13 protein-coding genes are annotated in these 14,349 nt (G+C 67.6%); 7 read left to right on the top strand and 6 right to left on the bottom strand.

Going from position 1 to position 14,349, the window contains the following annotated elements:
- The first annotated feature begins 64 nt into the window (after positions 1-64).
- The 5 genes from murJ (at position 65) to trxA (ending at position 5,491) form a co-directional block, all read left to right on the top strand.
- Positions 65-1,663 carry a murein biosynthesis integral membrane protein MurJ gene (gene murJ, locus Pph01_RS24280; RefSeq protein ID WP_204075461.1) on the top strand — a complete coding sequence of 533 codons (1,599 nt, stop codon included), beginning with the start codon at positions 65-67 and terminating at the stop codon, positions 1,661-1,663.
- Between the two features lie 201 nt (positions 1,664-1,864).
- A complete protein-coding gene (locus Pph01_RS24275; RefSeq protein ID WP_204075460.1) occupies positions 1,865-3,370 on the top strand; it encodes a protein kinase family protein in 1,506 nt (501 codons plus the stop codon).
- An 8-nt stretch (positions 3,371-3,378) separates the two neighbouring features.
- Positions 3,379-4,008, top strand: a complete 630-nt coding sequence (gene sigM / locus Pph01_RS24270) for an RNA polymerase sigma factor SigM (RefSeq protein WP_204075459.1) — start codon at positions 3,379-3,381, stop codon at positions 4,006-4,008.
- Between the two features lie 165 nt (positions 4,009-4,173).
- On the top strand, positions 4,174-5,103 hold the full coding sequence (trxB, locus tag Pph01_RS24265) for a thioredoxin-disulfide reductase (protein WP_204075458.1): 930 nt from the start codon (positions 4,174-4,176) through the stop codon (positions 5,101-5,103).
- A gap of 64 nt (positions 5,104-5,167) precedes the next feature.
- Positions 5,168-5,491, top strand: coding sequence for a thioredoxin (gene trxA / locus Pph01_RS24260; RefSeq protein ID WP_275409560.1), 324 nt, complete (start codon positions 5,168-5,170; stop codon positions 5,489-5,491).
- A 482-nt stretch (positions 5,492-5,973) separates the two neighbouring features.
- Here the strand turns inward: trxA and Pph01_RS24255 are convergent, their stop codons facing one another.
- Positions 5,974-6,591 carry a GNAT family N-acetyltransferase gene (locus Pph01_RS24255; protein ID WP_204075457.1) on the bottom strand — a complete coding sequence of 206 codons (618 nt, stop codon included), beginning with the start codon at positions 6,589-6,591 and terminating at the stop codon, positions 5,974-5,976.
- Positions 6,592-6,902: 311 nt separating this feature from the next.
- On the opposite strand from Pph01_RS24255, the gene Pph01_RS24250 reads away from it, so the two are divergent.
- Together Pph01_RS24250 and Pph01_RS24245 are read left to right on the top strand one after the other, a co-directional pair.
- Entirely contained in the window at positions 6,903-8,201 is a 1,299-nt protein-coding gene (locus Pph01_RS24250) for an aminotransferase-like domain-containing protein (RefSeq protein ID WP_204075456.1), read from the top strand.
- A gap of 159 nt (positions 8,202-8,360) precedes the next feature.
- Positions 8,361-9,311, top strand: coding sequence for a D-alanine--D-alanine ligase family protein (locus Pph01_RS24245; protein ID WP_204075455.1), 951 nt, complete (start codon positions 8,361-8,363; stop codon positions 9,309-9,311).
- Between the two features lie 190 nt (positions 9,312-9,501).
- Here the strand turns inward: Pph01_RS24245 and Pph01_RS24240 are convergent, their stop codons facing one another.
- From Pph01_RS24240 to yidC, 5 genes are all read right to left on the bottom strand, one after another.
- Positions 9,502-10,461: a ParB/RepB/Spo0J family partition protein gene (locus tag Pph01_RS24240; RefSeq protein ID WP_204075454.1), complete on the bottom strand. Its 960-nt coding sequence runs from the start codon at positions 10,459-10,461 to the stop codon at positions 9,502-9,504.
- A 441-nt stretch (positions 10,462-10,902) separates the two neighbouring features.
- Positions 10,903-11,679 carry a ParA family protein gene (locus Pph01_RS24235; protein ID WP_204075453.1) on the bottom strand — a complete coding sequence of 259 codons (777 nt, stop codon included), beginning with the start codon at positions 11,677-11,679 and terminating at the stop codon, positions 10,903-10,905.
- 305 nt (positions 11,680-11,984) lie between these two features.
- On the bottom strand, positions 11,985-12,674 hold the full coding sequence (gene rsmG / locus Pph01_RS24230; RefSeq protein ID WP_204075452.1) for a 16S rRNA (guanine(527)-N(7))-methyltransferase RsmG: 690 nt from the start codon (positions 12,672-12,674) through the stop codon (positions 11,985-11,987).
- A gap of 204 nt (positions 12,675-12,878) precedes the next feature.
- Positions 12,879-13,373: a Jag family protein gene (locus tag Pph01_RS24225; protein WP_204075451.1), complete on the bottom strand. Its 495-nt coding sequence runs from the start codon at positions 13,371-13,373 to the stop codon at positions 12,879-12,881.
- A 19-nt stretch (positions 13,374-13,392) separates the two neighbouring features.
- A complete protein-coding gene (yidC, locus tag Pph01_RS24220; protein ID WP_204075450.1) occupies positions 13,393-14,346 on the bottom strand; it encodes a membrane protein insertase YidC in 954 nt (317 codons plus the stop codon).
- Between the last annotated feature and the right edge of the window lie 3 nt (positions 14,347-14,349).

Genomic DNA, 14,349 nt, shown 5'->3' with positions numbered 1-14,349 from the left:
GAGGGCGTCAGGACCGCCCGGCGCACGTACACGGCCGAACGAGCCCCCGAGTTGAAGGAACACTATGAGCAGGATGCTCCGAGCCAGCGCGATCATGGCGGCGGGCACGATGGTCTCCAGGCTGACCGGCTTCCTGCGTACGGCGGTGCTCGCGGCGGCCCTCGGCACCTTCGCGCTCGGTGACGCGTACAACGCCGCGTACCAGATCCCGTTCATCCTGTTCGACCTGCTGATCGGCGGCGTCCTGAGCAGTGTGATCGTCCCGATGATCGTCCGTGCGAAGAAGCGGGACGAGGACGGCGGGCGGGCCTTCGAGCAGCGGCTGATGACGCTCGCGATCGTGGCTCTCACCCTGATCGCCGCCCTGGGCGTGCTCCTCGCCCAGCCGATCATGGAGCTCTACACGGCCTCGAACTGGTCGGCTCACAAGATCGAGGTGGCGAGCACGCTCGCCAGGTACATCCTCCCGCAGATCGCCTTCTTCGGGATCGGGGCCATGGCCGGCGCGATCCTGAACACCCGGGACAGGTTCGCGGCCCCCATGTGGGCGCCGGTGCTCAACAACCTCGTGGTGATCGGAGTGGGGATCGGCTACCTGGCCGTCGGAACGTCCGACATCGACAAGGTCTCCGGCCAGGACCTCACGCTGCTCGGCGTCGGCACGACGGCGGGCATCGTGGTCCAGTCGCTCGTGCTGATCGTGGCGCTGCACCGGGCCGGTTTCCGGTTCCGGCCCCGTCTCGGCCTGCGCGACACGGGTCTCGGCGAGACCGCGCGCACGGCCGCGTGGACCTTCGCGTACGTCGGCATCACCCAGTTCGGCTTCTGGGTCACCACCAAGCTCGCCACCGGTGCGGGCGCCCAGGCCCCCGGCGCGGGCAACAGCGCCTACTCCTACGCGTTCCAGCTGTTCCAGCTGCCGTACGGGATCATCGCGGTGTCGGTGATCACCGCGATGCTCCCCAGGATGAGCCGGTACGTCGCGGACGGGGAGTTCGACGCGGCCCGGACGGAGTTCGGCTCCGGGGTGCGCCTGGTCTCGTCGGTGATCGTCCCGGCCGGGCTGCTGTTGATGGTCCTGGGTCCCGCCGTCACCACGCTGATTTTCTCTTGGGGCAACATGACCCCGGAGAACGCGCTCTACATCGGCAACGTGCTGCAGGTCTTCGGGCTGGCGCTCGTGCCGTTCTCGATCTTCCAGCTTCTGCTCCGGGTCTTCTACAGCTTCGGTGACACGAAGACCCCGGCGCTTATCGCTGCGGTAAATGTCGCAATAAATGCAACTTTGAGCCTGATTGCGTATTTCACGCTTCCTGCCCGGTACATCGTGATCGGTCTGGCCTTCGCGTTCACGTTGACGTACGTGATCGGCAGTGGAATCGCCTGGCTGATGGCGAGCCGGAGGATCCGCGGTCTCGGCGGCCGGGCGGTCGCCTCGGGGCTGTCCCGGATGTATGTCGCGGCGATTCCCGCGGCCGTCGTGGCCCTCGCCGTCCTATGGTTGACCAGGGAGATCACCGCGATCACGGCACTCAGCTCCGCGGTCATCCTCGCGGCCGGCGGCGGCTTCGGCCTGCTGCTCTACCTGCTGGCCGCCCATCGGATGCGGGTCACCGAAGTGAGCTCCATCATTGGACTCGTTACTAGCCGGGTAGGACGGTAAGAGTCCTCAAGAGTGACCGAACGGTAGAGGCTTGACCAAAAGTCCGATTCAGACCTCTTCGATCGGGAAGGCGGGCAGGACCGGCACGGCACTAGCATGGTGCGCCTAGAGTTCGACCGGCGAGCGGAAGCGGGAAGGCGTGGGCGAAACCACCCGGCATCGGCTGATGCAGGCCGATGAGCCGCGGATTGAGGCGGCCCTATGAGTATGTCCGCAGTCGAACCAGGGACCCGGCTGGCGAATCGTTTCCGGCTCGAGGACAGGGTCACCGAATTCGGCGGTGCGACGCTCTGGAAGGCCATCGACGAGATCCTCGCCCGTCCGGTCGCCGTCCACACCTTCAGTCCCGAATTCCCCCGGGTGGAGGAGGTGGTGCTGGCGGCGCGCGCGGCCAGCCGTCTCACCGATCCCCGCCTCACCCAGGTGTTCGACGCGGCCGACCAGGACGGCACGGCCTACGTGGTCAGCGAGTGGGTCAGCGGTGAGTCTCTCCTCGACCTGCTGACCAGCCGGCCGATCGAGCCCGAGCGCGGCGCTGCGCTGGTCGCCGAGGCCGCCGAGGCACTCGCCCACGCCCACGCCGCCGGTCTCACGCATCTCCACCTGACGCCGAGCCGCCTCGTCTGGACGAGCGGCGGCACCGTCAAGCTGCTGGGCGTCGCGGTCGACGCCGCGATCCTCGGCCTGACGAGCGACGATCCGGTCCGGGAGGACACCGAGGGGCTGGGACGCCTCCTGTACGCCGCCCTGACCGGTCACTGGCCGGGAGACATGGACTGCGGGCTTCCGCCGGCCCCCCTCGACTACGGGAGACTGTGCACGCCGCGCCAGGTGACCGCGGGCGTGCCGAGTTATCTCGACGCCATCACCTGCCGGGTGCTCCTCCACGAGCCCCGCCGGGGTCAGCCGCCGCTCACCACCCCCGCGGAGATCGCGGACGCGCTGTCCGAGGTGCCGCGGCCGACTCCCGCGTCGATCTCCTCCGCGCCGCCCTCGCTGAACGTGCGTTCCGAGGCGCCCGAGACGATGGACCCGTGGCCCACGCCCTCGGCGCAGCCACCCGCACAGGGCCCGCAACACGGCCAGCGTCCGCAGACCGGGGCGGCGAGCAAGGTCCTTCTGGCGATCATCGTGGTTCTCGTCATGGCCGCCGTCGGCCTCGGGGCGTGGACCGTGGGCAAGAATCTGGGCAACACCCCGCCGGTGACGCGCAACAGCAGCAGCAGCCCCACGTCCGCCTCGCCGTCGGCGAAGCCTGTCACCGTCAAGCCGGTCAGCGCCACGGGCTTCGATCCTCTGGGTGACGACAAACAGGAGAACCCCGAATACGCGAACGCCGCGATCGACGGCAAGTCGTCGACCGACTGGCACACCGACACCTACAACAGCGCCGAACTTGGGCGGCTCAAATCGGGCGTCGGTCTGATCCTCGACATGGGCAAGCCGGTGCCGATCGCGAACGTCGACCTCTCGCTGCCGGACGCCGACGGAGCCAGCGTGGAGCTCAGGGTCGGCGACGCCGCCGATCTGTCCGCACTCAAGTCCGTGGCCAAGAACGGCAACGCCTCCGGAGACGTCACCCTTACGCCGAGTAAGGCGGTGACCGGCCAGTATGTCCTGGTCTGGTTCACGAAACTGCCTTTCTACGAAGGCAAGTATCGCGGGACAATTTATGACATACTGGTGCATTCCTCCGCATCTGCATAGCAGGGTATGTGACCTACTCAGACGATCCCCCGCCCGCTGAGCACACAACGCGCCCGGCGCCGACGGATGCCGATCTTCTGAGTAGTCACCTGAACGGCGACCCCGACGCGTTCCGCGAGATCGTCCAACGACATCGTGAACGCCTCTGGGTGGTCGCCCTGCGGACGCTCGGCGACCCCGACGAGGCGGCCGACGCCGTACAGGACGCCTTCGTCTCCGCCTACCGCAAGGCGGGGAGCTTCCGCGGCGAGGCCGCGGTCACCACGTGGCTTCGCCGCATCGTGGTCAACGCCTGTCTCGACCGGATGCGCCGCAAGCCCGTACGGCCCGTGGCCGACGCCGAGCTCATCGAGGCCGCCGACCGGGAGGTCTCACTGGCCGACCAGACGGGCGAGCACGAAATCGCGATGGAGATCGAGGCGGCGCTCAAACGCCTCCCCAGCGACCAGCGGGCGGCTCTGGTGCTGGTCGACATGATGGGGTACTCGGTGGAGGACGCGGCCACCGTGCTCGACGTGCCGGCCGGTACGGTCAAGAGTCGCTGCTCCCGGGGGCGGGCCAAGCTCGTCCCGATGCTCTCTCATCTGCGAAGCCGGCCGGGGCTGGGCAGAGGGCCGAAGGTCGCCAGGGTCTGCTGACGGACGGCTGGGGCGCAGCCGTGTGCGCACCACGTCTCACAGGGCAGAATCACTCACATCGGCGCCGTTGACGGGGAGTCGGGTCCGTGGTGACGGTGGCGGGAATCCGGAAGACCTAGGATCTGTTGACGCCACTGCATGAACAGCACCGGGAAGGCGAATCCGTTGAGCGACGTCCGTAACGTGATCATCATAGGGTCGGGCCCTGCCGGCTACACGGCGGCCGTCTACTCGGCTCGAGCCGATCTCAAGCCGCTCGTGTTCGAGGGGTCGGTCACCGCCGGCGGCGCCCTCATGAACACCACCGATGTGGAGAACTTCCCCGGCTTCCCCGACGGGATCATGGGTCCCGACCTGATGGACAACCTGCGCAAGCAGGCGGAGCGTTTCGGCGCCGAACTGGTGGCCGACGACGTGGTCGAGGTGGACCTGGCGGCCGATCCCAAGGTCGTCAAGACGCACACCGACACGTTCTACGCGAAGTCGGTCATCCTCGCGACCGGGTCGGGCTACCGCGAGCTGGGGCTGCCGAACGAGAAGCGCCTGTCCGGCCGCGGCGTCTCCTGGTGTGCGACCTGTGACGGGTTCTTCTTCCGCGACCAGGACATCGTGGTCGTCGGCGGGGGCGACACCGCGATGGAGGAGGCGACGTTCCTCACCCGGTTCGCCAAGTCGGTGACCATCGTCCACCGGCGCGACGAACTGCGCGCCAGCAAGATCATGCAGGATCGGGCGTTCGCCAACGAGAAGATCCGCTTCGTCTGGGACAGCGAGGTCGTGGACATCCTCGGCGAAACGCGCGTCTCCGGCGTCCGCGTCCGGAACCGGAAGACGGGCGAGGAGACCGAGCTTCCCGCGTCCGGCCTGTTCATCGCCATCGGGCATGACCCGCGGACCGATCTCGTCCGAGGGCAGATCGACCTGGACGACGAGGGATACATCCTGGTCGACGCCCCGACGACGAAGACCAACCTCGACGGGGTGTTCGCGGCGGGCGACGTCGTCGACCACACCTATCGGCAGGCCGTCACGGCGGCGGGCACGGGATGCGCCGCGTCCCTCGACGCCGAGCGCTGGCTCGCCGACCACAGCTGACGCCGGGAATGCGCGGGCAGGCTCCGCGGTTACAACGACCACACAGATCAAGGGGAGAGATACCTTGGGCGCCATCAAGAGCGTGACCGACGGCACCTTCGATGCCGAGGTCCTCAAGAGTGACAAGCCGGTCATCGTGGACTTCTGGGCCGAGTGGTGCGGTCCGTGCCGCCAGGTCGCCCCGATCCTCGAGGAGATCGCGAGCGAGAACGCCGAGAAGCTGACTGTCGTCAAACTCAACATCGACGAGAACCCGGCGACTCCGCGCGACTACGGCGTGCTCCAGATCCCCACGCTGAACGTCTACAAGGGTGGAGAGGTCGTGAAGCAGATCATCGGCGCCAAGCCGAAGGCGATGCTGCTCCGCGAGCTCGAGGGCATCATCTGACGGTCGTGCCCCCTGCGGCGTGAGCCGTACCACCGCCTTCCGGCGGAACACACCCACAGAAAGCCCCCCGTGCCGCCGGCGCGGGGGGCTTTCGAGTTTCACTGCGCCGTGACGTCGTGGCGCGGGGGATTTCACAGCGCCCGCCTTTCGCGGATTCGCGGCCGTGGAATTCGCAGCACCTGAGGTCCACGGCGCGCGGCTTTCGCGGATCTCGGCGCGCGGATCTCGGCGCGCGGGGCTCAGGGCCGCGCGGCTCTCGCGGATCTAGCGCGGGGTTCAGGGCGCGTGGGTTCATTGCGCGCGTGGAGTCGAGGCATCTGAGTTTCCGCGACGGGCACGCCCGGCCGGAGGTCCGACCGGCGATCCGTTTGTACAGCGGTAGCGCCGCCCTGGCGGCTCCCCCGGCCGATCGGCCTCGCGCATCGATCTCGCAGAACGGCCTCGCGGAGCGACTTGGGCGAGACCGGCGCCCTGAGATCGCCTCAGACGGGCCGAAGCGCCCGTTCCGGGCTCATTGATCCGAGAAGGCGTTCCAGGGCCACCTCGACGTCCTCACGCCAGGAGACGGCCGTCTTGAGCTCGAGCCTGAGCCGAGGGAAGCGCAAATGCGGGCGAACCGTTTTAAATCCAACCGAAAGCAGGTATTCGGCCGGCATTACGCAGCTGGGCTGCTCCCATTTCAGGTCACCGAACGCCTCGATCGCCCGCACTCCCCGACGCGTCAGATCCTTGGCCACGCCCTGGACGAGCATTCGGCCGAGCCCTCCCCCGGAGAACTCGGGGATGATGTGCGCCGTCATGAGCAGCACGGCGTCGGAGCTCACCGGCGACGTCGGAAAGGCGATCGAGCGGGGCACGTAGAGCGGCGGCGCGTAGAGCACGAATCCCGCGGCCACCCCGTCGACATAGACGATCTTCCCGCAGCTCCCCCAGTCCAGGAGCGTTCCGGAGATCCACGCCTCCTTCTCCAGACCCGGGTCACCGGCCTGTACGGCACGCTCCCCGCCGACGGGGTCGAGCTCCCAGAACACGCACTGCCGGCAACGACGTGGCAGGTCGTCAAGATTGTCGAGGGTGACGTTGGCCAGCCGACGCGACACGTGTTGCCCCAATCCCCGCCAGGAGTGTTGCCAGGAAATGCGCGCGAATACGGCGTCTCCAGCTGGCATCGTAACCCAGGGACACGGGGTCGAGGCCGGACGCCACAACGTTCCCCGGCCCCTGTTTTCACGGGTTTCCGGCGCCGTGTCCAAACCGGCGAAAGGCGTCTACAGGCGGCATGTACCGGCAAGGTCGAGAGCTCTTCATGGTCAAGGCCCTGCTGTGATCGGCGTGGCGCGCTACCGTACTCTGGATTTCTCGGCTACGTGATCGGAGGTGGACCGTGACCCATGAACTCGATCACGGTCGAATGAGCGCGGCCCAAGGGTCGCGAATTGACGCCTACATCGACCGGTACGCCGCTCGCGCAGCCGGGATGGTCGCCTCCGAAGTCCGAGCTCTGTTCGCCGTCGCGTCGAGGCCCGAGGTGGTCTCGCTCGCCGGCGGCATGCCGTATGTCACCGCCCTCCCCCTCGACGTCGTCGGCGAACTCGTCGCCGATCTCGTCGCCAAACGCGGCCCCGTCGCCCTGCAGTACGGCTCGGGCCAGGGAGACCCCGACCTGCGCGAGCAGATCTGCGAGGTCATGCGGATGGAGGGCATCGAGGCCGGCGCGGACGACGTCGTCGTCACCGTGGGCTCTCAGCAGGCCCTCGACCTGATCACCCGGATCTTCATCGATCCGGGTGACGTCGTTCTGGCCGAAGGCCCCTCCTACGTGGGCGCGCTCGGGACGTTCAGTGCGTACCAGGCCAAGGTCGTGCACGTCGCAATGGACGACCAGGGGCTCATCCCCGAGTCGCTCGCGCAGACCATCTACGCCTTGCAGACCGCGGGAAGCCGCATCAAGTTCCTCTACACGATCCCGACCTTCCAGAACCCGGCCGGCGTCACGCTCAACGAGGTCCGCCGCCGCCAGGTTCTCGAGATCTGCCAGCGCGCGGGCGTCCTGGTGGTCGAGGACAACCCGTACGGGCTGCTCGGCTTCGACGGGGAGCCGCTGCGCGCGTTGCGCGCCGACGATCCCGAAGGCGTCGTCTATCTCGGCTCTTTCTCCAAGACTCTGGCGCCGGGCTTCCGCGTCGGCTGGGCCCTGGCCCCGCACGCGGTCCGCGACAAGCTCGTCCTGGCGATGGAGTCAGCGGTGTTGTCCCACTCGACTTTCACCCAGCTCGCCGTCGGGCAGTATCTCGCGAGCCAGCCCTGGCGCGAGCAGATCAAGACCTTCCGGGAGCTCTACCGTGAGCGGCGGGACGCGCTCCTCAACTCGCTCGAGGTCTTCATGCCCGCCGGCTGCTCCTGGACGCGGCCGGCCGGCGGCTTCTTCGTCTGGATGACCCTGCCCGAAGGACTCGACTCCAAGGCCTTGTTGCCGCGCGCGGTCGCCGAGCGCGTCGCGTTCGTCCCGGGAACCGGCTTCTACTCCGACGGCGGCGGCGCCCAGCACATGCGTCTGTCCTACTGCTACCCCGAGCCCGACCGCATCCGCGAAGGAGTGCGACGGCTCGCCGGCGTCATCGAGCAGGAACTGCAGCTGCGCGACACGTTCGGCACGGGGACCGCCCGGTGGCACGCGGGGATCGACACGCCCGGCCCCGATCTCGCCTGAGGTCCGGTAGGGCTAGCCTGATCGGGCCGGCCCTAGAGGACCCCTACGCGAGAGAAAGGCCCTCTCCGTGAGCAAGCCAACGATGCCTGAATGCTCCATGCCCCTTCCGCTGCTCGAACTGCGGTCCGTGAACGCCCGGCCGCGCCCCGGGAGGCCGGCATGAGCGATCTCGGCCATGTGCTCGTTCTCGCGGGCGGTCTCTCCTACGAGCGTGAGGTGTCGATCCGCTCCGGGCGCCGCGTCGCCGACGTGTTGCGCTCGGCGGGGGTCGACGTCGAGACGCGCGACACCGACGCCTCGCTCGTGCCCGCCGTGCTGGCCGATCCGCCGAACGCGGCGTTCGTGACCCTCCACGGGGGTGCGGGCGAGGACGGCGCCATCCGGTCCGTCCTCGAACTGCTCGGTGTTCCCTACGTCGGAGCGACCCCCGACGCGTGCCGGGTGGCCTTCGACAAGCCGACGGCCAAGGCGGTCGTGCGGTCCTGGGGACTGAACACCCCCGACTCGATCTCACTGCCCAAGGAGACGTTCCACGACCTGGGCGCCACGGCCGTCCTCGCGAGGATCGTGGACAACCTCGGGCTCCCGCTGTTCGTCAAGCCGTCCCGCGGCGGGTCGGCTCTCGGCGCCTCCATCGTGCGCAGCGCCGACGAGTTGCCCGCCGCCATGGTCGGCTGCTTCGCGTACGGTGACACCGCTCTGATCGAGAAGTACATCACGGGTGTGGAGGTCGCGGTGTCCGTCGTCGACCTCGGTGACGGACCGACCGCGCTGCCTCCGGTGGAAATCGTGCCCGACGGAGGGGTTTACGACTACGCGGCCCGCTATACGGCCGGCCACACGGAGTTCTTCGCCCCTGCGCGACTGTCCGAGGAGGCGACCCAGGCATGTACGGCGATGGCCGTGGCCGCGCACACCGCCCTCGGCCTTCGTGACATCTCCCGCACCGACCTCATCGTCGACGCCTCCGGTCGACCGTACTTCCTCGAAGTCAACGTCGCGCCCGGCATGACCGAGACATCGTTGCTGCCGATGGCGGCCGAGGCGGCGGGGCGGGATCTCGGCGCCCTCTGCAAGGGTCTCCTCGAAGTCGCCGTTCGCCGGGGCTGACTCTCAGCGTTTCACGTGAAACACGCTCTTCCGCCTTGTGGTGACCGAACCCCTGGGCGACGCGGACCCTAGGCAACGGCAGGCGACAGAAGGTTGCCCGGATCGCCTGCCCGTCGTTTCACGTGAAACATCAGCAGCCGACCAGGAGGGCCGACAAGCCGCTCTGTTTCACGTGAAACAGAGCGGCGATTCATTCGGGGGCAAGCCCTCGCATCGCGTTGCTGGCGTCGGGGGCCATCGTGCCGATGATCCGCTCCAGGTCGTCGATCGTGGAGAACTCCACCACGATCTTTCCCTTTCGCTGGCCGAGGTCGACCCGCACCTTGGTGTCGAAATGATCCGAGAGCCTGTCGGCCAGATGACGGAGCGCCGGTGCGGTCGGCTGCTTCTTCTTCGGCTGCCGCGGGGCCGGTCCCGAAGTGGCATCCCCCAACGCCACGATCTCCTCGACCGTCCGGACGGAGAGCCCCTCTGCCACGATCCGCCCGGCAAGGCGCTCCTGGGCGGCCACGTCGTTCAGCGACAACAACGCGCGTGCGTGCCCCGCGCTGATCACACCTGCCGCCAGGCGCACCTGAACGTTCGGCGGCAGGTTCAACAGGCGCAGGGTGTTGGTGATGTGCGAACGCGAGCGGCCGACCTTCCGGGCCAGCACCTCGTGGGTGGCGCCGAAGTCGTCCAGCAGTTGCTGGTAGGCCGCCGCCTCCTCCAGCGAGTTGAGCTGCTCGCGCTGGAGGTTCTCGATGAGAGCCTCGCGCAACATCTCGTCGTCCTGCGTGCTGCGGACGATGGCGGGAATGGTCTCGAAGCCGGCGAGCTTTGAGGCCCGCCAGCGCCGCTCCCCCATGATGAGCTCGAACTCGCCGCCGCCCATCGCACGCACGACGACGGGCTGGAGGAGGCCGACCTCCTTGATGGAGGCGGACAGCTCTTCGAGACGCTCGTCATCGAAGACCTCACGCGGCTGACGAGGGTTGGGAGAGATCGACGCGACCGGAATCTCCTGGAAGTAGGCGCCCTCGACGGGCTTCAACCCCGACTCCATCGAATCCTCAGCGGGAGCACTCACCGCGACCGCTGGATCGACGATCGGCCCCGTGGGGATCAGAGCTCCGAGCCCCTTGCCCAGTCCCCGACGCTGCTGAGTCACCGCTGCTCCTTACGCACCGCACAGAAGGCTGTGCCCAGCGGCCGAGACCACTGGGCACTCACGCATACACCACGAGAGGTTACCGCCGCGCGGCCCCCTGCATGAGCATCGGCGCACAGACTCTGGCTTGGCGGCAAGCGATCGAGGCGTAAGACGTGGACGCCGGCGATCAAAGAAGGGGGCGGCGCTTCGGCGACATCAGCAGCGCACTGTGGAGCCACCTTCCCTGGGGACGCATCCTCCGGAAAACGCATTCAGTCCGTGCCGCCTGAGGCGGAGATCCGCACACTCCCCCCATGCCTGCCGGCCCCGCCGCGGAGTCGATACGCAGAAAGGAAAAAGCCGGGGGCCTCCCAGAAAAGGAGACCTCCGGCCGACGACAACGAAGCGGGGCGGTATCCGGGCCGCTCGCATCACGGCTTGATTTTCGCAGGCACGACCCTAAGAGCCGTCGGCGACCGTGGCCGCCCGATAGGCGATCTCCCGAGCGGCCTCCATGTACGCCATCGCACCACTCGAGCCCGGGTCGTAGGTCATGACCGACTGCCCATAGCTCGGCGCCTCGGACAGACGGACACTGCGCGGGATCACCGAATCGAGGACCGTGTCACCGAAGTGGGACCGCACCTCGTCGGCGACCTGTGAGGCGAGCCGCGTACGGCCGTCGTACATCGTGAGGAGGATCGTGGACAACGCCAGCGTCTGGTTCAGATGAACGCGGACGAGTTCGACGTTCTGCAGGAGCTGGCTGAGACCTTCCAGCGCGTAGTACTCACACTGGATCGGGATCAGCACCTCCTGCGCCGCCGCCATGGCATTCACGGTGAGCAGACCGAGGGACGGCGGGCAGTCGATGAAGATGTAGTCGAACTCCATGGACTCGAAGGCGGCCAGCGCACGCTTCAGGCGCGTCTCCCTGCCCACCATCGGAACGAGTTCGATCTCCGCGCCTGCCAGGTCCAGCGTGGCGGGCGCGCAGAAGAGCCCGGGCATGTCCGGCACCGGCTTCACGATCGACGCGAGCGCTAGGTCGTCCACCAGCACCTGGTACACCGAAGGCGTTCCCGCGCGGTGGTCCGTCGCGAGAGCGGTAGAGGCGTTCCCCTGTGGGTCGAGATCGACGACGAGGACGCGCTGCCCGTGCATGGACAACGCCGCCGCGAGGTTGACCGACGTGGTGGTCTTGCCCACCCCACCCTTCTGGTTGGACACGGTCATCACCCGGCAACGGGGAGGCCGTGGCCAGTCCCCGCCACTACGGGTCGAATAGCCGACAGAAGATTCAGCCACCAGTGGGGGTGCGGCTGTTTCACGTGAAACCACGGAGCTCAATGCCTCTCGTACCAACGGTGAATCGCCAGGTTGAAGGGGGGTCTGGGACACGGTCGCCGTCCTTTCGACCTGCGAAACGGAAAATCGAGGCCAGCCAAGCCCCGACGGCCGGCTTGCTGTCGCGATCTCCCAGGGTAGGGCGACCGGAGTCGTCGGCCAACCCAGGCCCGCTGCCGCATCCAGCAAGACGCTCACCTCTTCCGTCGCCGCCGTGCACCACGTCCACTCGACTCGGGGGATGCTCCCGCGACAACGCGAACGAGAGTGGCGGGCGGCTCGACCCTACCGCGCCCTACCGTAACAAGCTCAGCCGAACGCGCCCCGGAAGCCTTCAATCGCGGTCTGGCCGCCTCGAGTTCCTCGACGGCCCGCTCCCCCTTCATCGCCAGCAACTGCCCGTCCTCACGGAGAAGCGGCAGCGACCACTCGAGCAACCGGTCGAGGGGCGCGACCGCACGGGCCGTCGCCACGTCGAAGGTCCGGTTGCCCGCGAGTTCCTCCGCCCGGCCGCGCACCACCTCCGCGTTATCGAGCTTCAGCGCCTCGACCGCCTCGGACAGGAAGACGGTTCGCCGCAAAAGCGGATCAAGCAACGTCACCTGGATGTCCGGGCGCACGATCGACAGGACCAGGCCCGGCAGCCCCGCCCCTGAGCCGATGTCTACGACGCGAGCGTCCTGAGGGATCGCTTCGGCGACGACGGCGCAGTTGAGCAGGTGGCGCTCCCATATGCGAGGAATCTCACGAGGCCCGAGCAGGCCGCGAACGACCCCCGGTCCCGCGAGCAGCTCCGCGAACAGCCGTGCCCGGCCCAGCGCGTCACCGATGAAAACCTCCCGCGCCACGGCCGGCGCTTCGGGCAGCTCGTTGCTCTCCGTCATCACTCACTCATTCGCGAACACTCTCGGGCCAAGGGTAGTGGCCCATCCCCGCACGAACCTGAAGGTCGTGTCTGACAAATCATGCCCTGCCGCGAGGGACCCAGAGGGCGCGTTGCCCCCGCCTCTACCGGCTTCCACAGCAGAACCTGTGGAAAAGAAAAACCGCCGGCTCCGAGGAGTCCGGCGGCTTTCCGTACAAAGAGATCAGACGGGGAGGACGACCACGAATCGACGCGGCTCCTCGCCCTCCGACTCGCTCCTGAGTCCAGCCGCGGCGACCGCGTCGTGCACGATCTTCCGCTCGAACGGCGTCATCGGGTTAAGCGCCTTGGGCTCGCCGCTGCGCTTGACGTCGACGGCCGCGGCAGAGCCGATCTTGGTGAGCTCCACCCTGCGGCGCTCGCGGTAACGACCGACGTCGAGCATGAGCCGGGACCGCTCGCCGGTCTGCCGGTGCACCGCGAGACGGGTGAGCTCCTGCAGCGCCTCGAGCACCTCGCCGGAGGGACCCGTCAGGTCGACGCCCTTGATGTCGACGATCGACACCACCGCACGATCGCCCTCGACGTCCATGTCGATGTCGCCATCGATGTCGGCGATGTCGAGAAGGCCCTCGAGGTAGTCGGCCGCGATCTCCCCCTCCTGCTCCAACGCCTCGACGTCGGGAGCAGGCTTCGGGCTGTCCTCAGCTTCGGTCACGTCCGGGACTCTCTTTCTGCTACGGCTTCTTGCTGCCGGTGCGCTTGCTGCGAGGCTGGCGCGTGGGCTGCTGACGGACGATCTTAGGCTCTGCCGGCGCCGGCGGCGGCTCAGACGCGGCCTTCGGCTTGCCCACCAGCTTGGTGAAGATGCCGTTGGTCGGTGCGGGCGTCACCATGTTGCCCTTCTCATCGACGACCGGCATGGGATGGCGACTGTAGAACCAGTGTTGCTGGCTGAGTGTCCACAGGTTGGTCGTCACCCAGTAAAGGATCAAGCCGAGGGGGAAGTTAAGGCTGAAGACGGCGAACAGCGGCGAGATGTACATCAGGATCTTCTGCTGCTGAGCCATCGGGTTGTCCGGCATCTGCGCCATCGAGCGCGTCACGCTCTGCCGGACCGTGAGGAACGTCGTGCCCGAGCTGATCGCGACGAAGACGGCGAGCACGATCTTGGTGATCACCGGGTCCGCGCCGAACTTCGTGATCTCGCTGGCGCCGGTGAAGAAGGTCGCCGGCAGCGGGGCGCCCAGGATGTGGGCCGCGCGAGCGCTGTCCACCAGTTCGCGCGTCATGCCAAAGGACGGACGGTCCTCCGCGATGGCCCGCAGCACGGTGAACATCGAGATGAAGATCGGGAACTGCGCGACGACCGGAAGGCAGCCGCCGAGAGGATTGGCCCCGGCACCCTGGTAGAGGGCCATGACCTCCTGGTTCATGCGCTGCTTGTCGTTCTTGTACTTCTTGCGCAGCTCTTGGACCTTGGGGGCGAGCTCCTGCATCTTCCTCGACGAACGCATCTGCTTCATGAAGAGGGGGAAGATGAGCAGGCGCATCAGCACGGTGAGCGTGATGATGGTGAGTGCCCAGTTGAACCCGTTATCTGAGGGGATGACCAGGCTGTACCCCGCGTGGATCTGGGTGATCACCCAGGCCACGATCGTGTACAGCCAGTTCAGGAATGGCAGCTCCACCGA

It is taken from the genome of Planotetraspora phitsanulokensis, assembly GCF_016863295.1.
Taxonomy (GTDB): Bacteria; Actinomycetota; Actinomycetes; order Streptosporangiales; family Streptosporangiaceae; genus Planotetraspora; species Planotetraspora phitsanulokensis.
Note: the sequence above shows the minus strand (reverse complement) of the source record. Positions and strands in the feature narration are given on the sequence as shown.